Origin of the sequence: Bacillus toyonensis BCT-7112, from assembly GCF_000496285.1 — a bacterium.
Classification (GTDB): Bacteria; Bacillota; Bacilli; order Bacillales; family Bacillaceae_G; genus Bacillus_A; species Bacillus_A toyonensis.
Map to the genome: position 1 here is coordinate 1,498,329 of NC_022781.1, position 23,908 is coordinate 1,522,236.

A 23,908-nucleotide genomic window follows, 5' to 3' on the forward strand; every position below is an offset into this window, starting at 1 on the left:
CAAATCAGTCAAGTCTACATTATATCGAAATCTACAAGTAAAATCCATCTTTAGTTTAGGTTTTTACTTCAAAAACTAACCTTCTTCACTCTTATTGCATATTGTATGTGTATATACCTAACTGAAGAAAGGAGGATTTCTCACATGTTTCCAAAATCTCCCGTAAGGCAAATGTATCCGAATCCAGGCCAACAACCTTATACACCATACCCCATTCCACAACTACCACCGATGGCACAAAAAAAGAAAGGATTCCTTGCTAAACTCTTTAAAAAACACGATCCAACCGAACCTTTCATGCAAATGGTTCCGCCTTATCGACAAATAGAAGGACAGCCGCCAATGATGCACCAACAACAGCCACCCCAATATCAACAGCAATATCAACAGCAACAGCAATATCAACAGCAATACCAACAACAATACCAACAACAATACCCGCATCAATACTCACAGCAATATCAACCATACATGCAGCAGTATCCAGAGCAAATGATTCCCCCTCAAATGTATGAATCAAACGAAACGCGCGGCGGTACAGCCACTACAGCAGCATCTAGCAGCGGCATCGGCAGTTTTTTTTCGAATTTAATTTCGAATCCAACTAATATGATAAACAATATCGAAAAAGTATCACAAGTCGTTCAATCTGTAAGCCCTGTCGTCGAACAGTACGGTCCCATTATGCGTAACCTACCAAGCATTGTTAAAATCCTCACCTCTGGAAAAAGTACGGAAGAAGATCAAACTGAAGATCTAACAGAAAAGGTTGAGGTAGCAACTCCCCCTCCTCCACAAAAAAAAAGAAAAAGAAAAAAAATAGTGATTGAGCCAGCCATAGAAACAGAAGTACGAGAGGAGCCTGTTCAAAAAATAGCAACAAAACCCAAACTATATGTGTAACAATCCTTTGTTTTCTATCCTCTCCTCCTTTATAATGTAAAGGACTATGCACAAAAGTATCCCTTGTTTAGAAGGAGAGGATTACTCATATGAAAATTGTTAAAATTTCCCCTCGTGGTTATTGCTACGGTGTTGTCGATGCAATGGTAATTGCACGTAACGCTGCATTAGATAAATCATTACCGAGACCTATTTATATTTTAGGTATGATTGTTCACAATAAACATGTTACAGACGCTTTTGAAGAAGATGGAATCATTACGTTAGACGGACCAAGTCGCTTAGATATTTTAGATCAAATCGATTCTGGTACTGTTATATTTACTGCTCACGGTGTTTCTCCTGAAGTTAAACAACGTGCAAAAGAAAAAGGTTTAACGACAATCGATGCAACTTGTCCAGATGTTACAAAAACACATGACCTTATTGAAGCAAAAAAAGCTGAAGGATATCATGTCATTTATATCGGCAAAAAAAACCATCCAGAACCAGAAGGCGCGGTTGGTATTGCACCTGATATCGTTCACCTTATCGAAAGAGCGGATGATTTAGAAACATTAGAAATCCCAACGGATAAAATTTTAGTTACGAATCAAACAACGATGAGTCAATGGGATGTTCAACATTTAATGGAGGACATTCAGAAAAAATTTCCAACAGCAGAATTCCATAAGGAAATTTGTTTAGCAACTCAAGTTCGTCAAGAAGCTGTAGCTAAACAAGCGGATGTTGCAGATTTAACAATCGTTGTTGGTGATCCAAAAAGTAACAATTCGAATCGCTTAGCGCAAGTATCACAAGAAATTGCTGGTACGAAAGCTTACCGTGTTGCGGATGTAAGTGAAATTCAATTAGAATGGCTACAAGGTGTAGAAAACGTAGCTGTTACAGCAGGTGCTTCTACTCCAACACCAATTACAAAAGAGGTTATCGCTTTCTTAGATCAATATGACCCAATGAATCCGGCTACGTGGGAAAGAATTCGAAAAGTACCACTTCAAAAAATCTTACCTCGTGTAAAAGTGAAAAAAGAACAATAATAAAAACCGTTGCCTACATGAGCAACGGTTTTTATTATTCTTATACAAATGTGAATGGATCTGTATGTAACTGCGAAGCATGAATTTGTACATTGAATTTTTTCGCATCTACTTTTTCTTGCAGTTGCTTTTGCACAGCTTGCTTCATTACCTTTTCAACGTTATGTCCTGGATCAACTATATTTAAACCGAGCATCATCGCATCATGAGCGACATGATAATACATGTCACCTGTTACATATACATCTGCCCCTTTAAATTTCGCTTGGTTTATATATTTATTACCGTCCCCACCAAGTACAGCAACTTTACGCACTTTATCACCTAACTTGCCGACAACTCTTGCGCCCTTCACGTCTAATGATTGTTTCACATGTTCAGCAAACTGGCCAAGTGTCATTTCTTCTTGTAAATAGCCTATTTTTCCAAGCCCTAACGTTTCACCTTTATTATCAAGAGGATATACATCATATGCCACTTCTTCGTATGGATGAGCTGCCAACATCTCTTTCATAACTTTTCTTTGTAGTGAAGCTGGAATTATCGTTTCGATACGTACCTCTTCCACACGTTCTAACCGCCCAGTTTCCCCGATATAAGGATTTGTTCCCTCCTGAGGTACAAACGCGCCTGCTCCCTCACTACTGAACGTACAGTGGCTATAATTGCCGATATGACCCGCACCTGCGTCTCCTAATGCTTTACGAACCTCTTCTGCATGAGTTACTGGCACAAACACAACAATTTTTTTCATTTCTTCTGCGTATGTTGGAGCTAATACTTCTGTATTTTGTAATCCTAACGCATCAGCGAGTAAATCGTTTACTCCACCTTTAGCAACGTCTACATTTGTATGAGCGGCATAAACGGCAATATCATTCTTAATACACTTTTCAATAATTTTCCCATACGCTTTCTCTGTATGAATCGCTTTTAACGGATTAAAAATTAAAGGGTGATGCGCAATAATGACATTCGCTCCTAATTGAATTGCTTCATCTACAACCTCCTCCGTTACATCTAAAGCAATCAATACGTGCTGCACGGGTTTATTAAGCGCCCCGATCTGCAGGCCAATCTTATCCCCTTCCATCGCTAAATGCTTCGGGTACATACTTTCAAATAAAGAAATAACCTCATGGCCATTTGGAATTTTACTCATGATAAAATCTCCCCTATCATTTTCATTTTCGCTTCTACTTCTACACGTTTCGTTTTTGTCTCTTCAGAATCTGCTGCACGTTCTAATTGTTTTAAGATATTTTGGAAGTTTTTCAATTCTCCTTCCCACTTTTCAACAAAAGCCTCACCTTTTTCTTTTATTAAAAATGGACCCATAAATAATTCAGCTTGTTTATTATCCGAGTAAGGTGCTGCAATATTTCCTCGTTCCCCAACTAAAATTTCGTAAATTTTCCCGTCTTCTTTTACGATTTTCTCACGGATAAGCTCCCAGCCATTTTCAATAAACCATTCACGTATGTGATGTGCTGCAATGTTCGGCTGTAAAATTAAACGTGTTACACCTTCTAACTTTTCTTTACCACTTTCTAAAATGTCACGAATTAGTGCTCCACCCATACCAGCAACTGTAATTACATCTACTTCCCCTGGTGTAATTACTTCTAATCCATTCCCTTTACGAACGTCCACTTTATCTTGTAAGCCACTTTCAGCTACAGTTGCTTGCGCAGAACGAAACGGCCCATCTACAACTTCTCCTGCAACTGCTTTTGTAGCAATATTATTTATAATTGTATAACACGGTAAATACGCATGATCCGATCCAATATCAGCTACTGTAGATCCTACTGGAATCTCGCGCACAACTTCTTCTAATCGTTTTGAAAGCTTTACTTCATTCATGTATTTCCATTACTCCTTCTCTTGTCAGTCTGTCTCCATGATAATGAATTTATAGTAGTTGTTGCAAGCCCATAACAACAATTCCATTCTCTATTACTCATCGTATTTTAGAAAGTATAGAAAAACAAGCCTTTTGCAAAAGCAAAAGGCTTGTTTTATGGAACCTTATTTTTTCTTAGATAGCCAATCAGCTACTTTAGCCGCTTGATCAGCTGGAACTAAATTTGGCGGCATATTTCCTTTTCCTTTCGAAAGAATTTCTTTAATTTCATCCTTTGAAAGTTTTCCACCAATTTTTTGTAAATTAGGCCCTACCGCCCCTTGTAACTGATCGCCATGGCAGCTCGTACAGCTTTGCTTCACAATATCTTCTGGCTTTGATGCTGTTTGCGCTGGCTTCCCGCCATTTTTTGTATCAGCTAACTCTTTAGATTTATTTAGCCCCTGAAATGAAAATACAAACATAACGATAATACCTAATGCTGCAATAAGAGCGAACGGAATCAGCGGATTACGTTTCATATCTCTTCTCCCCCCTCTATACCCCTAAATAGTTAGATGATTCAGTCATTTCCATTGTACTTGAAAACGCTCTATCCGAAAAGAGTAAACTATCACTTGTTGAAAATATTACATAAATTCAGTTTATTGTTTTTTATTGTTATATCGCTTATTATTTCGATAATTATTAACGTTTCTCATCATATTTTTCGCTTTTCTACATATTTTTTTGTATAGAATAAACAAAATTAATCGAAAAATCGAAAAATGAGCATTTGCAAATCAAAAGACAATTCTGTAAAATAAATTACAAGAAATTGTAATCGTTGCCGATAGCTAAATTTTAACAAAATTTAACAAAACAAAAAAGTTTACTTCACAAAAGTGAAGTAAACTTAAAGTTAGCCTATTCTAAGAAATCCTTAAGACGCTTACTACGACTTGGATGTCTTAATTTGCGAAGTGCTTTCGCTTCAATTTGACGGATACGTTCTCTCGTTACGCCGAATACTTTCCCAACTTCTTCAAGCGTACGAGTTCGTCCATCATCTAAACCGAAACGAAGACGTAGAACATTTTCTTCACGATCTGTTAGTGTATCTAACACATCTTCTAATTGTTCTTTTAGCAATTCATACGCTGCATGGTCCGCAGGCGATGTTGCTTCTTGGTCTTCAATAAAGTCACCTAAATGGGAGTCGTCTTCTTCACCAATTGGTGTTTCAAGAGAAACTGGCTCCTGTGCAATTTTTAAGATTTCGCGTACTTTTTCTGGCGCAAGATCCATTTCTTCACCAATCTCTTCAGGAGATGGTTCGCGTCCTAAATCTTGTAACAATTGACGTTGTACACGAATTAACTTATTAATCGTTTCAACCATATGAACTGGAATACGAATTGTTCGCGCTTGGTCTGCAATCGCACGTGTAATTGCTTGGCGAATCCACCAAGTTGCATACGTACTAAATTTGAAACCTTTACGATAATCGAACTTTTCAACCGCTTTAATTAGACCCATATTTCCTTCTTGGATTAAGTCTAAGAAAAGCATACCACGGCCCACGTAACGCTTTGCAATACTTACTACAAGACGTAAGTTCGCTTCCGCAAGACGGCGTTTTGCTTCTTCATCGCCTTCTTCAATACGCGTCGCAAGTCGAATTTCTTCTTCAGCGGATAGTAAGTCAACGCGACCAATTTCTTTTAAGTACATACGAACAGGATCATTGATTTTCACACCTGGTGGCACACTTAAATCATTAAGGTCGAATTCTTCTTCCGTTTTTGTAATTTGGCGATTATTAGGACCTTCTTCGTTGTCGTTATCGCCAACTAAGTCAATCCCTTGTTCACCTAAATATTCATAGTATTCATCCATTTGATCGGATTCAATTTCAAATCCATTCATGCGTTCTGCGATCTCTTCATATGTAAGAACGCCACGTTTTTTTCCGACCTCAGTGAGTTGTTCTTTCACTTGCTCAAGGGTCATTTCAGTTTCAATTTGTTTAGAACGAGCTGGTTTGTCAGCCATCTGTTCCCCTCCTTACGCGAGATACAAACATTCATTATACTAAATCTTTACCAAAAAAGCTATTTTCTCGCTTTTTGATTTTGTAAATATGCTACATAATATTTAGCAGCCTCTACAGGATCTGTTTTTTCCATCTGTTTTACTTTAAAGATGATTTCCATCTTTACAAGTTTTTCCTTATGACGTCTAAGCGTCTCTAAATGGCCTTGTAACACTTCTTCTGTGTATTCTGGATTAATAAATTCATCCGTCGAAATATCAGTGATAATGTTTTTCAACTTTTCATCAGAGAGCCAACTTAAAAATGTTCCGACTGAAGGTTCATTTCCCTTTTCATAATATGCGTATAGTTCATATAAAATCCCTTTATGTTCTTCTGTATGAAAATCTTCTATATGGGATTCCATGCGAACGGCTACTTCTGCACTTTGCAACATATGATAAATAATTTCTCTTTCTGCCCTTTCAAAACCTGTTAACTTCGGTTTTGTTTGAACAACTTGAGACGGCTTAGAAACCTGCTTTATTTGTTTTTGCTGTACCTTTTGTTCTTTGCGATATTGGTGCAATTGATTCAAAAGTGTTTCCATTGAATAAGAAAACTCTTGCGATAACGACTTCAAATATGATTCTGCCTGCATCGCGTCTTGTAACAACGACAACTCTTTTAAAACACTTTTCACATATTCTTCTTTGCCAGACTCATCTTGCAAATTTTTCCCTAAACGCAAATAATTTATTTTAAAACCAACAAAACTTATACTTGATTTCACAAGATTTTCAAAAGCGGTTGTCCCATATTGTTGCACATATTCATCAGGATCAAGCTTATCTGGCAAGGATGTGACTTTCACTTGGCAACCAACTTTTAACAGTAATTGCCCTGCTTTCATCGTCGCTTCTCGTCCTGCTTTATCACCATCATAGCAAAGAACAACAGTTTCAACGTTACGTCGCAGAAGTTTTGCTTGTTCTTCAGTTAAAGCTGTTCCCATTGTCGCAACAGCTTCTTCCACACCACTCTTTACCGCAGCTAGTACATCGGCATACCCTTCAAAAAGGACTACTTGCCCACGCTTTCTAATAAACGGCCTTGCTTGGTGGAAGTTATACAACAATTTACTTTTGTGAAAAATCGGTGTTTCAGGGCTATTTAAATATTTCGGAGTGTCATCTCCTAAAGCCCTTCCACTAAACGCTATCACCTTACCTTGTAACGTATGGATTGGAAACATAACTCTTCCACGGAAGCGATCATAATGACTACCATCCTTCTCACTTCTTATTAGAAGACCGGCTTGTTCCATACTAGACAGCGATAAACCTCTTTTTTGTAAAATTTTCGTTGCAGCATCCCAAGCAAGTGATGCATAACCAATTTCAAACTTCTCAATCATCTCTTTCGTAATACCACGGTTTAATAAATATGAAAGTGCTTCATTTCCCTCTTCTGTATTTACTAATAAATGATGATAATACTTTTTCAAAAGTTCGTGAGCCTGTTGCATGATGACAGTGTCATCAGATATGTCTTCTTGTTGTACTTGCCCTGATGTATACTCTGCAACCGCAATTCCATTTCTTTCACCTAACTTTTGAACAGCCTCGGTAAAAGCAAGTCCTTCCATTTTCATTAGAAAGGAAAATACATTTCCACCTTCTCCACATCCGAAGCAATGAAAAATTTGCTTATCAGATGAAACAGAGAATGAAGGAGAATTCTCACCATGAAATGGACAAAGGCCGAAATAGTTACGTCCCTGCTTTCTAAGTTGAACGTATTCACCAATCACTTCTACAATATCGGATGACGTCCGAATCTGTTCAACAACTTCTTCGGGAATTCTGTTGCCCATAACTCCATCTCCGTGTCGTATTTTGTATTCGATATAAATTAAAAAATTCCTTTATAATTCGACAATATTTTTTCTAAACTTGTTAGAAAGTATTGTCGATCACATTGTGTAAACGACTTCGGACCTCTTATATAGGCCCTTTGTCTGCGTAACTTCGCAGATACATACTACTATATAAAATTGTATTCATATGCTCATCTATTACAAATGCACCTCTTGAAGACAATACATATACACCTTTTTTACAAGAAGACTAGCAAGCCTCATATACTGTATGATCATGAGATCTGTTACCTTTGCAAGTTGATAGATATAAATCAACTTCATCTTGTCCAGAATCTACATAAATCCAATTGCCTTGCTGTTTTCTTGAACGATGAGTATACGATGCGACAAACACAATTTCGACATGAAATTCAGTTCCAACTTGCACAATCTCATCCTTCACGGGATATGCACCTGCATCAACTAATACGTTATTGATGTTTTGCATATTTCTGTATTCTACATCCCTTCTGTGAATCCTTCCATAATGTGCGTTTTCTTGTATAGATTTTGTCGATTTAATGTAATTACATGTCTTTTTTGTAAATCCTATCCCTAGTTTATTCTGAAAAATTAAAGTCTAAACGTAAAATATAGGTTTTTATCACAATTTTTTATTATAATATATTTTCTTCAACTACGCTACATATCCCTTTATTTTTTCATCTTCTACTTTAGGATAACTAAACCATGCTTTTCACATAATAAAAAAACAGAAGAATATAAGTATAACCACTCCGCTATAATCTATTACTAATCCAACAAGTATCGTATTTCATATGAGCGAAAAAAGCACATTCACCTTCGGTAAATGTGCTAAAACATTTTTTGGTTTTGCACTGCATTCACAATAATATTTGCTGTTTCTTCAATCGCTTTATTCGATACATCAATTACTTGACAATTTATTTTACTAATTACTGCTTCAAAGTGATCAATCTCTTCTTGAATACGATTAATATTGGCATATGTTGCGCCGTCACTTAATCCAAGTGATTTTAATCGTTCTTTTCGAATATGATTTAACTTATCCGGTGTAATTTTCAAACCGAAACATTTCTCTTTTGCCACTTGATATAATTCCTCAGGTGGATCCACTTCTGGTACAAGCGGCACATTGGCAACTTTCAACCGTTTGTTATGAGCTAAGTATTGAGAAAGTGGTGTTTTTGATGTACGTGAAATTCCAATTAACACGATATCCGCTTTTAAAATACCTCGTGCATCTCTACCATCATCGTACTTTACAGCAAACTCAATTGCTTCAATCTTTTTAAAGTACTCTTCATCTAATCTACGAACAACACCCGGCTCATATCTCGGCACTTGCCCTGTAATTTCTTCAATTTGATCGATAAGAGGTCCGATAATATCGTATGCCTCTACCCCTTCTTTTGCAGCCTCTTTCACTAAATACTGGCGCATTTCCGGCTTTACTAACGTAAAACAAATAAGCGCTTGATTACTCTTAGCAATCGAAATCACTTCTTTTAATGTCCCTGTATCTTCTACATACGGTACACGTCTAATATCAGGAGCAAATGGGAATTGCCCCATTGCTGCTCGAACAACTAAATCAGCCGTTTCTCCTACAGAGTCAGATACGACATATACGATTTTATTATCCATTACATTACCTCACTTTAAACAAATTACACTTATTCGTTATTTACTAGGTTTACAAACGCACGTGTAATATTTGTTTTTGTAATTCGTCCAATTACTTCTAAACCTTGCTTCGTATCTTTCACAACCGGCATCGCATCAATCTGTCTTTCTATTAATTCCATCGCAATATCATATAAAGAATCTTCTCTACGACACATGGCAATGTTTGGCATCCTTGTCATGATAATATTAACCGGAAGAGAGGTTAAATCCTGCTTCCCTAAGCTAGCTCTTAATAGATCTTTTCGAGACACAACACCAACTAATAGTGTAGATTGATCTACAACAAACAATGTACCAACATCCTCTAAAAACATCGTACAAATTGCATCGTATACTGATACATTTTTATCAATTACAGCCGGTCTAGATTGATAATCTTGCACTTTAATTTTCTTAACAGCTTCAGATAATAGCTGCCCCCCAGTTTTCCCCGTATAAAAATAACCTACGCGTGGACGCGCTTCTAAATAACCAGCCATCGTTAAAATTGCTAAGTCTGGTCTTAGCGTTGCACGTGTTAAACCCAATTGCGCAGCAATTGACTCCCCTGTAATAGGACCGTGATCTTTTACAATCTGAATGATATGTTCTTGCCGTTTATTCAGCTCTATGATAATCACCACCTTTAATGCACAACGAAAAAAGTTATACTATCTCTTAAATATTATATACTAAATATGCTATTCGAAAAAGAAAGTATGTAAAAAGGACCGTATACGGCCCCAAATTATATTTGAAACTTATCAAGTTGCTCTAGGAAACGTCTTGATTTCAAATAAATTCCGCAATATTCATCATAATATGTATTCAATACTAAGCGCATTTGTTTTTTTGTGCTATCCTTCACTGATACATTGCCGAGCCTATGTAAATCGAAATGGAAGAAAAGACGTAACAATTTATGTACAGCTTCTCCCACCGGTATACGATACGGATCTTGCTCCGCATGACGTGAGCACAGAAAACCGCCTTCCCTGACAGAGAAGGCGACAAAATCTGTTTCTTGATGACAAATCGCACATGTATCAAAATACGGGCGCATCCCTAATACCGGAAGCATTTTCGTTTGATAAATTAATGATAATACTTCTGGATCAACACCCTCACACATATAATGCAACGTTTGATATAACATTTCAAATAAGTACGGATTATGTTTTTTATCTTCTGTTGCTTTATCAGTTAACTCAACAACAAATGATGCATAAGCAGTTAAAAATATATCCTCGCGAATTTCTTTCATAGTTGAAATAATCTCGCCTTGTTGCAAAGTTCCAAGCCCAGATCCCACTTGAATAAGAAAATGCCCATGTGTCATAAGTTGCGAAACAGATGCTAACCGACTTTTCGGTTTTTTCGCTCCTCTTGCCATTGCACTTATCTTACCGAATTCTCTTGAGAATATTGTAACAATCTTATTCGTTTCTCCGTAATCTGTCGTACGGATAACGATGCCCTCAACTTTTTGAAACATGTTCGTCACCATCCAAGGTTTGAACAAAACGGGTCAAGAAATTGGAGAGTCTAGATGCGCTAGCTCCTCATCATGTTGATCCATCTCATCGTTTACGTCTTTTTCCATCTCTTTTAAAAGCAAATACGTTTCAATGCTTCCTGTTTTGGAGAAAAACTTCCAGGTAAAATCTAGCATAAGAATCCACCTTTCTCAATAAGCGTAGCCTATAAACCAATTTCCTTTGTTATTAAATTGACCCATTTTGTCCATTTTCATGTGAGAAAAATTTTTCCTAATTTATTAAAGTTTACAAAAACCAATAATCAGCGGATGAGCAAACATCCACTGATTACAGCCTTACTTTATTTTAGTACTCGTCTTCGCGGAAACCAAGATCACGAAGCTGAGACATCTTATTGCGCCAATCTTTTTGTACTTTTACCCATACCTCTAAAAATACTTTAGAACCAAGAAGTGCTTCAATATCAAAACGAGCTCGTTTCCCGACTTCTTTTAACATCTTCCCTTGTTTCCCAATAATAATTCCTTTTTGTGACGCACGTTCAACAACAATCGTTGCATTTATATAAACTGCACCGCCCTCACGCTTCTGAATTGCATCAATAACAACCGCTACAGAATGTGGCACTTCTTCACGTGTTAAATGTAGTACTTTTTCACGAATAAGCTCTGCAATAATAAATCGCTCCGGATGATCCGTTACTTGATTATCTGGGTAGTATTGCGGTCCTTCTGGTAAATATTTTTTAATTGCTCCAATTAACGCTTCTACATTATTACCGTCTAATGCAGAAATTGGTACAATTTCTGCAAACTCATGTAGTTTACGATATTGATCAATTAACTCTAATAATTGCTCTGGATGAACTTGGTCAATTTTATTAATTACCAAAAATACCGGTTGTTTCGTTTCTTGTAATTTCTCAATAATGAATTCCTCACCACGACCAAATCCTTCAGTTGCATTGACCATAAACAGCACAATATCAACTTCTTTCAATGTCGTTTGAGCCATCTTCACCATGAAGTCACCTAGTTTATGTTTCGGTTTATGTATTCCTGGTGTATCAATGAAAATTACTTGTGAATCATTTTCTGTATATACGCCTTGAATTTTATTACGAGTCGTTTGTGGCTTGTCACTCATAATGGCAATTTTTTGGCCGATAATACGATTTAAAAATGTAGATTTCCCAACATTCGGTCTGCCAATAATAGAGACAAAACCTGATTTATAACCTTTTCTATTCATGTAAATCCTCCGCTAAAAATGCTCCTGGTAACAATTCTCCGACTGTCGTCTCTTGAACGTCACCATGTAAATTTGATAGGTATACTTTCGTATCCTGTTTACATAATTCTACCATAACTTGTCGACATGCTCCACAAGGAGGTACTGGGCGTTTTGTATCTGCTACAACCGCAATAGCTACAAACTCTTTATCCCCTTCAGAAACTGCCTTAAATAAAGCAGTTCTTTCTGCACAGTTGCATAAGCCATATGATGCATTCTCAACATTACAGCCACGATATACTTTTCCATCGTGCGTTAATAATGCTGCACCTACTTGAAATTTTGAATATGGTACGTACGCTTGTTTACGCGCTTCGATTGCTTCTTGAATTAATTGTTTACTATTCATATCCCGCATCCTTCCTGTTCACAGCTGTGAATAGATACACTCTCTCACTAAAGGCCTTTATAGCACTTCCTAGGCTTAATAAAAGCTTCGGAATGCAACTATACCACATACGGTACAAAGATAATAGCACCAATTATAACGGCTATAACTGCAAAGAGTAAAACCGCTCCTGCTGCGACATCCTTTGCAATTTTCGCAAATGGATGTATATCAGCAGTCACTAAGTCTACTGTTTTTTCCACAGCCGTATTTACCATCTCTAAACCCATTACAATCCCTATCACAATAAGTAATACCACCCACTCTATTTTCGTAATATGGAAATAAAAGCCGCAGCATATAACAATGACTGCGGCTAAATAATGAATTCTCATATTTCTTTCATGACGAAGACAAAAGAATATACCAGCTATAGCATATCCAAAACTATCTAAAAGTTTTCCTTTTTTCATCGTCCTAATCCAAATGCTTCTAAAATTTCTTTTTGTCTTCCAAACATTTCTTTTTCATCTTCTTCTGTCATGTGATCATAACCAAGCAAATGTAAAAAGCCATGTAACGCTAAAAACCCAAGTTCCCTATCAAAAGAGTGTCCATATTCTTCAGCTTGCTCTTTCGCTCTTGGAATAGAAATAATAAGATCTCCTAACATACGCGGCATCTCCGCACCGACAATTTCCATTTCACCTTCTCCCATTTCTTCCATAGCGAAAGAAATAACATCCGTAGGCTGATCCTTATCTCGGTAATCACGGTTTATTTCACGAATACGTTCATTATCTACAAACGTAACCGATAATTCTGCCCCTTCTTCTATGTTTTCCATTTGAGCCGCTTTCTCTACCAGCTCTCGAATCAAACTTATATAATCGTCTTTCACTTCTTCTGTTTCATCAATAAAATCAATTAATAAACTCATTCTTTCTCCTTCTCTTCCGGTAGTTCCGGATATGTAATACGCGAATGGAAAATACCATTTAACGTCTCGCATAACGTTTTTCCAACGATTTGTAGCTCTTTAAATGTCAAATCACATTCACTAAATTGTCCATCTTGCAAACGATCTTTAATAATACTTTGCACTAAATTATTAATTTGATCTGGCGTTGGATGATTCATAGAACGCACCGCGGCCTCTACACTATCAGCAATACCAACAATCGCCGACTCTTTAGAAGTTGCTTTGGATCCTGGATAACGGAACATCTCTTCTGTATATTTTTCTTTATCTTCTTTAATCGCCTTATAGTAAAAATATTTAAGTAACGTTGTACCATGATGTTGTCCAGCAATATCAATAATTTCTTGCGGAATATGGTACTCTTCTAGCATCCTCACCCCGTCCGTTACATGAGCGATAATAATATCTTTACTCGTTACAGGGGCGAGTTTATCATGTGGGTTTTCAATCCCCATCTGATTTTCAATAAAGAACTGTGGTTGTACCGTTTTTCCTACATCATGATAATACGCCCCTACACGGGCTAATACACCATTTGCCCCGACTGCTTCACAAGCAGCTTCAGAAAGATTCGCTACCATTACACTATGGTGATATGTCCCTGGCGCTTCTAGCAAAATCTTACGCAAAAGCGGATGATTTGGACTTGATAGTTCCATAAGCTTCATACTTGATACAATGCCAAGTCCACTCTCTAAATATGGTAAAATCCCCATAGCTAACACCGAAGAGATAATCCCTGAAACAGAAGCCATCAATAATTGTGTACCAATTTCAAGAGGCGAAAAATTCCCATTACGCAACAATAATAACGCTGCCAATACGACCACATTTAACACAGAAACGAGTATACCCGCTTGTAAAATCATCGTACGACGATTTTTTTCTCTCAAGAAAATACTAACTGATAGTGAACTTAGTAACACATAGATCCCCACACTATAATTCAGGGTGCTCGTTACTCCTTCATTAAACATAATGCTTCCGCATACAGAAAAAATCATGCTTGTTAAAAAAACAAATCGATCACCAATCATTAGTTTTACAAGTATTGTTCCCATTGCAACTGGAACGACATACGCGATCCCTGCATATTCAAGCTTTTGGAACAAGCTAATGATTTTCATTAAAACGATCGTGATCGACAAAATGGTAATGTACGCTAAAATATACGGTCTATCTTCCCTTTTCCGTTGTAAAAATACTTCAAATTGCTTATGCATAAAGTACAATAGCACACCAATGAGTACCGCTAATCCAACATAGGGTTGAAAACTGTTCCCTTTTTCTAACAGACCAACTAATTTCAACTGATTGTACATATCACTTGAAATCGTTTCACCTTCTCTAACAAGGACTTGCCCTTGAAGAATATAAACAGGTGGAACTAAATCTTCTTCCGCTTTTCTCTTCTCTTTTGTTAAGGTCGGATCATAAAAATAGTTTGCAGAAATCGCATATTTCCCTAACGCCTTAATAGATTCCTTTAAACCATTATCAACATTAACACTATTCATCTCACTTACATATCGTTCCTTCGCATCCTTCAATTCGTCCATTTTAATATGCTCAGTCATGATACTATTAATAGCTGTAACTGCTGCATCTTTTGCTAATACTAATTGGTTCGAATCTGCATTAATTAAGTTTAGTAAGTTTAAATCAGATAATTCTTTCGTTAAATCAGTAGGCAATTTTTTTTTCAACTTGTCCACTTTTTCAGCATCAGTAATCTTTTTTTGCTCATCCGGCCCAACCGCTTTAATCTCTTGTATCACTTCATCTACTTTAGCAAAGACGTCATTCACAATATCCACTTTATTTTGTTTATACTCACTTTTATATGTATATTGATCTTCAACTTTTGTAGCGGCTTCTTTTTTCTTTTTGTCCGTTGTAACTTTATCTTCAATTTTAATAGGAGAATGGATTGTTTTTTTCGCAATAGAATATGTTGTAACATCTAATTGCTCTGGTTTTACATTATTCATAAGTGCAAAAAACAGCACTGCTCCTAATAAAACGTAAGAAATCCAACTTAGTTTTTTCGAATGTTGTAAATTACGAAACCACTTAGAAATTTCTTGAGATCTTGACATGATTTCAATACCTTCTCCTCTCCAGAAATAAAGTGAAACTATTTATAGCTTTCGTTTCTTCTAACAAGCGACACTTTTAGAATCATACGTCATTTATCGCTTATACTCTTCTTCTTTCATGATAGTAAAAAAATTGCTATTCGCCAACCTTATCATACAAAAAGAAATGATCCTGACAAATAGGATCATTCCATTTTATCATACGCCTCAATAATACGTTGCACTAACGGATGTCTCACAACGTCGCTTTGCTCTAATGTAATGAACGAAAGTCCTGATACACCAGATAAAACATTTGTAGCAATAGAAAGACCTGATTTTGCCCCTTTTGGCAAATCTACCTGCGAAGGATCCCCTGTTATAACCATTTTAGAACTAAAACCTAATCTTGTTAAAAACATTTTTATTTGGACACCAGTTGTATTTTGCGCTTCATCTAAAATAACAAATGAATCATCAAGCGTACGCCCTCTCATATAAGCAAGAGGCGCGATTTCAATTACACCTCGCTCCATCATACGCTGCGTATATTCTTGTCCAAGAATATCGTGCAGTGCATCATACAATGGACGTAAATATGGATCTACCTTCTCTTTTAAATCCCCTGGTAAAAAACCTAAACTCTCTCCAGCTTCTACAGCAGGCCTTGTTAGAATAATTTTCTTTACATACCCTTGTTTTAACGCTCTTACAGCCATTACTACAGCTAAGTACGTTTTTCCAGTTCCAGCAGGTCCTATCCCAAATACAATATCATTCTTCTTCATCGCATGAATATATCGTCTTTGTCCCATTGTTTTTACACGAATAGATTTACCCTTTGCCGTTTTAAAAATTTCTTCTTCATATAACTCTTCAAATTGAGCAATTTTCCCTTGTTTTGCGAGCTGAATTGCATACGCAACATCTCTTTCTGTAATGGATACACTTTTACGAATAACAACAAGTAATTGCTGTAAGATTTTTTCTACGAGTGTCACGTTTTCATCTGCCCCAGACACATGAACTGTTTCACCTCTAGTTACGATAGATACATTAAGTTCTCGTTCCATTACTTTTAAATGAGCATCATTGACTCCAAAAAGAGCGATTGCTTCGTTAGTATTTTCCAATTGTTGGTTCATTTCTACTAATTGTTCTGCCATTACTCAGTCTCCTTGAATATCGGATTCGGATATCGGTTGTGACTCTGCAATATTTTCAATTACAGTATAATGCAATGTAACTTTTAGTTGATCCGCCTCAACCTCTTTACTCAAAATCTTATCACTTACAATCATAGCATGTTCATCCAATTTTTTCTTTAGTTCTTTTTCAGCCATCTCTTTCGCTACTTTCAATGCCTGTTTTTCTGTGTATTCTCGATTCGCTTCTTCCTCTTCTCGTACAATATCTTTTTCATATGCAATCGGTAATGTAAAACCAAATAATTTCACATCATGTTTTACATGTTCAGTACGAGAGCGTTTATACTTATCATGTTGAAATCCCCATATTTTTATTTTTGCACTCCCAAACTTAAGAAAGTATTCATTATACGCATTACCAGTATACACTTGAAATTGTGTTTTCAGCGGCACACTCACCTCGGATGTATACCAAGTTTCTCCATATACAATACCTTTCGCCGAAACAACTGACGGGTTTTCCTCATTACCATATATACCTGATACAAGAAGTTGTCCTTTTTCAACATGGTCATTTTTCATAACGACTGGTTTTCCAACCTCTACAAACGTTTTTGTAATAATTGCTTCTTTTTTTGCCACTAAATTTTGTGGATGCTGTTCCTTTTCTTTTTTCGGCTCGTTTTTTTCCACAATTTTAAAATGATAGGTGGTCCCTCTTACTTCCAGCCCCGCCCAAGTAATCGCATTAATATTGTCCGTCAAATGGCGTTGCACATCTTCTACACTAGGCATTTGAAACTGTAGTTTTCCTTTCTTAATACCCATTTTATCCAATTCTTTCATCAATATATATTCTGTTTCAGGTTTCGCTCCTGTAATCTCAATTTTCCAAACCATATTTGACATTGCAATCATACCAAAAAAGAAAATTAAAAAACCGATTAAAAACCCACTATTTTTAATTAAACGCTTATTCCAAAAAGGAAAACCGTAGCGTCCAATGAAATATAATTTGCATTCATTTTTTCTATAAATTGGTTTTAATTTTTTCACATCGCGTAACAACATACAAAAAACTAACGTTTCATCAGCAATCTTCTTAACATCCCAAACTAATAATTTTCTACGTACGCATTCATTAACGAACCGTTCCGCTCCTCTACCTTCAATTCGTACTTTTACATATCCAAGCCACTTTATAAACCATTTATTTTTCATCTACTACCTCCACTACCTTTCCCAAAAGTAGACATACTACTTTTCACTTTAATTAGCAAAATAGCTCGTACGAAAATGATATAAAGAGTTTTACTGCCCATAAATAGCGAGATAACTGAATAGTAAGGTCGAATCACGAGAATAAAGAAGAAAAACTTCACATACGGAAGTTTCCCTCACTCTTTTTGCTTTTCACTTTCTAAAAACATCACTTGCTCAATGATCCCTTCAAGCAAAAGCTCCTCTGGAAGGATTGTTTTAATAACGAAGGATTGCCCCTTAATTAATAATTGACCATGTTTTAGCAACAATCTTACTTCTTTATCTGAAAACACTAATAAACCTTGATGATTTTCTATATAGATATGCACTTGCCCAACAAGCGTGATCCGAGGTAGATCCATTAGCACATCCACTGGCAGGTCTATTTGCTTCGTTAACCAATTCTTCATTTGTTCTAATTTTTTCATCTTAAAAGACCTCCTCTCATCCCATATGTATGAAAAAAGAGCTTGTAATATCACGTCCAAACTGAAAAAAAGCATAAAAAAACGTCTCATACGAAATGAGACGTTTTTTTATGCTAATAGCTGGATAACCAGCTTATTCACAAGTGATCCGTCTGTTTTACCTTTTACTTTCGGCATAACAGCAGTCATCACCTTACCCATATCTGCTTTTGATGTCGCACCAACTTCAGAAATAACTTGCTTGATTACATCAATCAGGTCTTCTTCAGTTAATTGCTCCGGCAAATATGCGCTTAAAATCTGAATTTCACTTTGCAGTTTATCAACAAGGTCTTCACGACCAGCTTTTTTAAATTCAAGGAGGGAGTCCTTATACTGTTTTACTTCACGAGCTAAAACTGTTAATTCCTCTTCTTCTGTAAGAGTATGTTGCAGTTTAATACCTTCATTTTGTAAAGCAGCCTTAACCATACGAATAACGGTTAATTTTTCTTTTTGTTTATTCTTCATCGCTTGTTTCATATCATCGTTTAAACGACCGAGAAGACTCATAACTTACACCCTCTCTTAGAATTTACGCTTTCTTGCCGCTTCAGATTTCTTCTTACGTTTTACACTTGGTTTTTCATAAAACTCGCGCTTTCTTGCTTCAGCAAGTGTACCAGTTTTAGAAACCGATCTTTTAAAACGGCGAAGTGCATCCTCCAAAGACTCGTTTTTACGAACGACTGTTTTTGACATTCTCTTTCCCTCCCTCCGAAACATCACACTTACATACTAACTTCAGCATGCAAAAAGAAACACTTCTTCAGCATGTCTTTTACGATTATAATACATTTTATCACTTCAGGTCAACTATTTGACCGAATAAAAGAGGAATAGATGCTCTTCCTTTTTTAAAGCTATGCAAATAGCTATCATCCTTTTCCACTGAAAACAACTATATTTTTATCATTGTACCTTTTCAACACTTAACTTTTCCATGAAAAAAGAAAGCATGCAAACCGTTTCCGTTTGCATGCTTTTTTTTACGCGCTCGCTGATTCTTTTTTCACATCATCTTCAATAACACGAACAAATTGCGCTTCGTTATATGGATAACCAGCTTTCGTAATTTTCACTTTCACTAGCTTACCAATTAATTCTTCTGACCCTTCAAAGACAATTTTCAAATAGTTATCTGTATAACCTACATATAACCCTTCACGATCGCCATCTTTAAATTGCTCTTCCGGGATAATTTCAAGTACTTCTCCTTCAAACTGTGAAGCATACTCTTTCGCTAATTGATTAGATAGTTCAATTAGACGGTGAACACGATCATTCTTCACATCTTCAGGAACTTGATCTTCCATACGCGCTGCAGGTGTTCCCGTACGTTTTGAATAAGGGAATACGTGTAACTCAGAGAAGCGATTCTCTTTAATGAAATTGTACGTTTCCATAAATTCTTCTTCTGTTTCACCTGGGAAGCCAACAATTACGTCTGATGTAATCGCAAGACCTGGTAACGCTTCTTTCAAACGATCTAAACGCTCTTGGAAAAATTCCATTGTATACTTACGACGCATACGTTTTAATACAGTATTAGATCCTGATTGCAACGGAATGTGCAAGTGGCGTACAACTACTTCAGATTTGTCTAACACTTCAATTACTTCATCTGAAATTTGACTCGCTTCAATAGAAGAAATACGAAGACGTTTTAATCCACCTACTTCTGCTTCCATATCACGAAGTAATCCAGCTAAGTTATAATCTTTAATATCTTCACCGTATCCACCTGTATGAATACCAGTTAATACGATTTCTTTATAGCCTGCATCCACTAATTGCTGCGCTTGTTTAATAACTTCTTTTCCATCACGAGAACGCATTAAACCACGCGCCCAAGGAATAATACAGAACGTACAGAAGTTATTACAACCTTCTTGTATTTTTAATGAAGCACGTGTACGATCCGTGAAATATGGTACATCAAGTTCTTCGTATACACGTGTTTTCATAATGTTACGGACAGCATTAATTGGTTGACGCTCTTTACGGAATTCTTCGATGTATCCTAACATCTTTTCACGATCTTGTGTACCAACTACAATATCTACACCTGGAATTGCCATAATTTCAGCTGGAGATGTTTGCGCATAACATCCCGTTACACAAATAACCGCATCTGGATTTTGACGCACAGCACGTCTAATTACTTGACGGCTTTTTTTATCTCCAGTATTTGTTACTGTACATGTATTAATAACATATACATCAGATTTCTTTTCATATTCAGTTCTTTCATAACCACCTTGTTTAAACAATTGCCAAATAGCTTCTGTTTCATAGTGGTTTACTTTACAACCTAACGTGTGGAACGCAACAGTTGACATTGATCATCACCCCATCAATTCAAAATGATAAGAAGCAGCACTTAACGCATAAAGCGGTGCCGTTTCCGTTCTTAAAATCCTTGGTCCTAAACTACATAGTACAAATTTATGTTCACGAAGCGCCGTAATCTCTTCCTCAGCTAAACCGCCTTCTGGGCCAAATACAATTAATAGCTTTTGACCTGGTTTCATTGTCGTTAAAGCTTTCGCAAAATTAGATTTCTCGCCTTGTTTTGCTTCTTCTTCATACGCAACAAGACAAACATCATACTCACCACTCATTGAAAGCAATTGCTTAAACGATGCTGGAGCATGTACTTCTGGAACTTCACTTCTATGCGATTGTTCCGCAGCTTCTTTCACAATTTTTCTTAAACGCTCAACTTTTTTATCAGCTTTTTTCGCATCCCATTTTACGATAGAGCGAGATGCTTGAAATGGTAAAAATGCGGCTGCCCCAAGCTCGGTTCCTTTTTGAAAAATTAACTCTAGCTTGTCTCCTTTTGGCAGTCCACTTGCAATCGTCACGAACACAGGAAGTTCACTTGATGCCTCTACCCATTCTACAATAGCTGTCTCAACAAATTCACTGGTAATTTCATCAATTGAACATACTGCTGTTTTTCCGTTTACACAGCAATAAATGTGATCACCAGCTGACATACGCATTACTCTCGCAATGTGATGTACATCATCACCTACAATGCGAATCTTTGCTTCACTTACATGTTTTTCTTCTACAAAATAACGTTGCATATAATCACCTTAGTAGAGTTTCGTTCCTTTCGTAAGTCAACACTTACGAAAAGAACGAAACGTTATCATTTTTCATATAACAAACGGCAAGTCCCTCACCTTATAGTGAGAGACTCCCCTTTTCATTATAAACTAAAATCTATATTACGCATTTCGTGCAATAATTGCTACCCAATCATCCATTCGTAATACTTCTTCAATTGTAAATCCAGCTTTTTCTAACGCCTCAGAAATTACTTTTTCTTTCGCTGCAATAATACCAGATGTAATGAATAATCCACCTGATTTTACAACTCGTGCTGCATCTTCAGGGAATAGAAGAATAATTTCTGCTAATAAATTCGCTACGATTAAATCAACAGGTCCTTCAATACCTTCTAAAAGACTATTTTGTCCAACAGATACGATATCATCTGTTTTATTTAAACGTACATTCATTTCCGCACTTTCCACTGCAACTGGATCTAAATCGTATGCTTGAACAGAAGACGCACCTAATTTTGCCGCTGCAATACTAAGTACACCTGAACCCGTTCCTACATCAATGACAGTATCACCTGATTGAACTGTTTTTTCTAAAGCACGAATACACATCGTTGTTGTTGGATGAGTTCCTGTACCAAACGCCATACCCGGGTCTAATTCAATGATTTTTTCATCCAGAGAAGATGGTGTGTATTCTTCCCATGTCGGTACGATTGTGAATGTATCAGAAATTTGTACTGGATGGTAATACTTTTTCCAAGCAGTAGCCCAATCTTCTTCATTGACTTCGTTAATGGTAATATTTCCAGTACCAATTTCAATGTCGTAAGATGGAAGCACATCAATAGATGATTTTACACCCGCAATCGTTTCCTGTAAAGAATCCGTTTGTGGGAAATATGCTTTTACTAATACACCCTCTGCCGGGTATTCATCTGGGTTCAATGCATAAATTTCACCATATTGTTGCTCGCGCTCTTTCGTCAACTCTGCTGGATCCTCAATTGCAACTCCACTAGCACCAGCTTCATGTAAAATATGAGAGACAGCTTCTACTGCTTCTTCTGTTGTATGAATACTAACTTCTGACCATTTCACAATTTACCAACTCCATTTTTTATTTCCATTATTCCCCTTTGAAAGCACGTTTAAGCTTTCCGAATAAACTATCATCCTGCTCTTCTTGCCCTGCAAATTCACGTAATAAATCTTTTTGATGTGAATTTAATTTTGTTGGTACAACAACACGAACGACTACATATTGATCTCCTTGACCGTATCCACGTACGTTTGGAGCACCTTTTCCTTTTAAGCGGAATTCTGTTCCTGTTTGTGTTCCTGCTGGAATTTTCAGCTTCACTTTCCCATGAACAGTAGGAACTTCTACTTCAGCACCAAGTGCCATTTGCGCAAATGTTAATGGCATTTCGCAAATAATATGATCACCTTCACGCTCGAAGAATTCATGATTTCTTACATGAACAACTACATATAAATCTCCTGCCGGTCCACCATTTACGCCCGCTTCACCTTTTCCAGATACACGAATTTGTTGGCCATTATCAATACCAGCTGGAATCTTAACGTTAATTTTTTTACGCTTACGTACTTTACCTGAACCGTGACATGTCGTACATTTTTCTTTAATCATTTGACCAGTTCCTGAACAATGACCACAAGCTTGACGGTTTACAATACGACCAAACGGTGTATTTTGTTCTACACTTACTTGACCTGATCCTGAACAATGTTTACATGTTTCTTTTGAAGTTCCTGGTTTTGCCCCGCTACCTTTACAAGTATCACATGGATCTTCTACTGGAATTTCAACGTTTAACTCTTTACCAAAAATAGCTTCTTCAAAGTCTAAAGTGACTTGATATTGTAAGTCAGCACCTTGGCGCGGAGCATTTGGATCTCGACGTCTGCCGCCACCGCCGCCAAAGAACGAACTAAAGATATCTTCAAAACCAAAGCCACCGCCGAAGTCTCCTCCGCCACCGAAGCCTTGAGTTGCACCAGCATGACCAAATTGATCGTACTGCGCACGCTTTTGATCATCGCTCAACACTTCGTATGCCTCTTGTACTTCTTTAAACTTTTCAATTGCATTTTCTTCTTTACTTACGTCTGGATGGTATTTTTTAGCCAAACGACGATACGCTTTTTTAATTTCATCTTTTGAAGCGCCCTGGCTAAGCCCAAGGACCTCATAATAGTCTCGTTTACTCATAAATTTGCAACCCCCGAATCTTTCACATAAACGTAATTTTAACACCGAAAGAAAGTGCTTTGCAACAAAGTTTCCTCACTTACAGTATGCAAGCTAAAAAACTTAAGATCCTCACACATTTCTCCTCATTTATGAAAAA

General features: G+C 36.8%; 26 protein-coding genes. 2 read left to right on the forward strand and 24 right to left on the reverse strand.

Annotation, left to right across the window (positions count from 1 at the left end; translation table 11 throughout):
* Positions 1–144: 144 nt before the first annotated feature.
* Together vrrA and BTOYO_RS07715 are read left to right on the forward strand one after the other, a co-directional pair.
* Positions 145–903: a VrrA/YqfQ family protein gene (gene vrrA / locus BTOYO_RS07710; protein ID WP_041488046.1), complete on the forward strand. Its 759-nt coding sequence runs from the start codon at positions 145–147 to the stop codon at positions 901–903.
* Positions 904–992: 89 nt separating this feature from the next.
* The gene (locus tag BTOYO_RS07715; protein ID WP_000706652.1) at positions 993–1,943 is read left to right on the forward strand and encodes a 4-hydroxy-3-methylbut-2-enyl diphosphate reductase; all 951 of its coding nucleotides are present in this window, start codon (positions 993–995) and stop codon (positions 1,941–1,943) included.
* Between the two features lie 40 nt (positions 1,944–1,983).
* Here BTOYO_RS07715 and BTOYO_RS07720 read toward each other — a convergent pair whose 3' ends face one another.
* From BTOYO_RS07720 to dnaJ, 24 genes are all read right to left on the reverse strand, one after another.
* On the reverse strand, positions 1,984–3,105 hold the full coding sequence (locus BTOYO_RS07720; protein WP_000036258.1) for a Nif3-like dinuclear metal center hexameric protein: 1,122 nt from the start codon (positions 3,103–3,105) through the stop codon (positions 1,984–1,986).
* A complete protein-coding gene (locus BTOYO_RS07725) occupies positions 3,102–3,809 on the reverse strand; it encodes a tRNA (adenine(22)-N(1))-methyltransferase (protein ID WP_001006556.1) in 708 nt (235 codons plus the stop codon). The genes BTOYO_RS07720 and BTOYO_RS07725 overlap by 4 nt, the downstream gene beginning before the upstream one ends.
* 165 nt (positions 3,810–3,974) lie before the next feature.
* Positions 3,975–4,331, reverse strand: a complete 357-nt coding sequence (gene cccA, locus BTOYO_RS07730; protein ID WP_000828151.1) for a cytochrome c550 — start codon at positions 4,329–4,331, stop codon at positions 3,975–3,977.
* A gap of 385 nt (positions 4,332–4,716) precedes the next feature.
* Positions 4,717–5,844, reverse strand: a complete 1,128-nt coding sequence (gene rpoD, locus BTOYO_RS07735) for an RNA polymerase sigma factor RpoD (protein ID WP_000764067.1) — start codon at positions 5,842–5,844, stop codon at positions 4,717–4,719.
* Positions 5,845–5,903: 59 nt separating this feature from the next.
* A complete protein-coding gene (dnaG, locus tag BTOYO_RS07740; RefSeq protein ID WP_000528230.1) occupies positions 5,904–7,700 on the reverse strand; it encodes a DNA primase in 1,797 nt (598 codons plus the stop codon).
* Positions 7,701–7,953: 253 nt separating this feature from the next.
* The gene (locus BTOYO_RS07745; RefSeq protein ID WP_023441049.1) at positions 7,954–8,193 is read right to left on the reverse strand and encodes a DUF188 domain-containing protein; all 240 of its coding nucleotides are present in this window, start codon (positions 8,191–8,193) and stop codon (positions 7,954–7,956) included.
* Positions 8,194–8,561: 368 nt separating this feature from the next.
* Positions 8,562–9,374, reverse strand: coding sequence for a pyruvate, water dikinase regulatory protein (locus tag BTOYO_RS07750; RefSeq protein ID WP_000368950.1), 813 nt, complete (start codon positions 9,372–9,374; stop codon positions 8,562–8,564).
* 29 nt (positions 9,375–9,403) lie between these two features.
* Entirely contained in the window at positions 9,404–10,036 is a 633-nt protein-coding gene (gene ccpN, locus BTOYO_RS07755; RefSeq protein WP_000583755.1) for a transcriptional regulator CcpN, read from the reverse strand.
* Between the two features lie 107 nt (positions 10,037–10,143).
* The gene (gene recO / locus BTOYO_RS07760; RefSeq protein ID WP_000487005.1) at positions 10,144–10,890 is read right to left on the reverse strand and encodes a DNA repair protein RecO; all 747 of its coding nucleotides are present in this window, start codon (positions 10,888–10,890) and stop codon (positions 10,144–10,146) included.
* Positions 10,891–10,923: 33 nt separating this feature from the next.
* Positions 10,924–11,067 carry a YqzL family protein gene (locus tag BTOYO_RS07765; protein WP_000883923.1) on the reverse strand — a complete coding sequence of 48 codons (144 nt, stop codon included), beginning with the start codon at positions 11,065–11,067 and terminating at the stop codon, positions 10,924–10,926.
* Between the two features lie 172 nt (positions 11,068–11,239).
* The gene (gene era, locus BTOYO_RS07770; protein ID WP_001080234.1) at positions 11,240–12,145 is read right to left on the reverse strand and encodes a GTPase Era; all 906 of its coding nucleotides are present in this window, start codon (positions 12,143–12,145) and stop codon (positions 11,240–11,242) included.
* Complete coding sequence (locus BTOYO_RS07775; RefSeq protein ID WP_001086291.1) at positions 12,138–12,536, reverse strand: cytidine deaminase; 399 nt, start codon at positions 12,534–12,536, stop codon at positions 12,138–12,140. Before BTOYO_RS07775 ends, era begins: the two co-directional genes overlap by 8 nt.
* Before the next feature lie 98 nt (positions 12,537–12,634).
* Complete coding sequence (locus tag BTOYO_RS07780; RefSeq protein WP_000715513.1) at positions 12,635–12,988, reverse strand: diacylglycerol kinase family protein; 354 nt, start codon at positions 12,986–12,988, stop codon at positions 12,635–12,637.
* Complete coding sequence (gene ybeY, locus BTOYO_RS07785) at positions 12,985–13,455, reverse strand: rRNA maturation RNase YbeY (RefSeq protein ID WP_000054674.1); 471 nt, start codon at positions 13,453–13,455, stop codon at positions 12,985–12,987. Before ybeY ends, BTOYO_RS07780 begins: the two co-directional genes overlap by 4 nt.
* Positions 13,452–15,596, reverse strand: coding sequence for an HD family phosphohydrolase (locus BTOYO_RS07790; protein ID WP_000091505.1), 2,145 nt, complete (start codon positions 15,594–15,596; stop codon positions 13,452–13,454). The genes ybeY and BTOYO_RS07790 overlap by 4 nt, the downstream gene beginning before the upstream one ends.
* A 185-nt stretch (positions 15,597–15,781) precedes the next feature.
* The gene (locus BTOYO_RS07795) at positions 15,782–16,741 is read right to left on the reverse strand and encodes a PhoH family protein (protein ID WP_000840524.1); all 960 of its coding nucleotides are present in this window, start codon (positions 16,739–16,741) and stop codon (positions 15,782–15,784) included.
* Positions 16,742–16,744: 3 nt separating this feature from the next.
* On the reverse strand, positions 16,745–17,944 hold the full coding sequence (yqfD, locus tag BTOYO_RS07800; protein WP_000792486.1) for a sporulation protein YqfD: 1,200 nt from the start codon (positions 17,942–17,944) through the stop codon (positions 16,745–16,747).
* 176 nt (positions 17,945–18,120) lie between these two features.
* Positions 18,121–18,414, reverse strand: coding sequence for a sporulation protein YqfC (gene yqfC / locus BTOYO_RS07805; protein WP_000732262.1), 294 nt, complete (start codon positions 18,412–18,414; stop codon positions 18,121–18,123).
* A gap of 108 nt (positions 18,415–18,522) precedes the next feature.
* Positions 18,523–18,966: a GatB/YqeY domain-containing protein gene (locus BTOYO_RS07810; RefSeq protein WP_000054576.1), complete on the reverse strand. Its 444-nt coding sequence runs from the start codon at positions 18,964–18,966 to the stop codon at positions 18,523–18,525.
* 15 nt (positions 18,967–18,981) lie between these two features.
* Positions 18,982–19,155, reverse strand: a complete 174-nt coding sequence (gene rpsU, locus BTOYO_RS07815) for a 30S ribosomal protein S21 (RefSeq protein ID WP_000048061.1) — start codon at positions 19,153–19,155, stop codon at positions 18,982–18,984.
* 287 nt (positions 19,156–19,442) lie between these two features.
* Positions 19,443–20,795: a tRNA (N(6)-L-threonylcarbamoyladenosine(37)-C(2))-methylthiotransferase MtaB gene (gene mtaB, locus BTOYO_RS07820; protein WP_000108698.1), complete on the reverse strand. Its 1,353-nt coding sequence runs from the start codon at positions 20,793–20,795 to the stop codon at positions 19,443–19,445.
* 6 nt (positions 20,796–20,801) lie between these two features.
* Positions 20,802–21,551, reverse strand: coding sequence for a 16S rRNA (uracil(1498)-N(3))-methyltransferase (locus BTOYO_RS07825; protein ID WP_001190139.1), 750 nt, complete (start codon positions 21,549–21,551; stop codon positions 20,802–20,804).
* Between the two features lie 144 nt (positions 21,552–21,695).
* Positions 21,696–22,634 (reverse strand): 50S ribosomal protein L11 methyltransferase, encoded by a 939-nt coding sequence (gene prmA, locus BTOYO_RS07830; protein ID WP_000872123.1) that lies wholly within the window; start codon positions 22,632–22,634, stop codon positions 21,696–21,698.
* A gap of 28 nt (positions 22,635–22,662) precedes the next feature.
* On the reverse strand, positions 22,663–23,769 hold the full coding sequence (gene dnaJ / locus BTOYO_RS07835) for a chaperone protein DnaJ (protein WP_000043957.1): 1,107 nt from the start codon (positions 23,767–23,769) through the stop codon (positions 22,663–22,665).
* Positions 23,770–23,908: the final 139 nt, after the last annotated feature.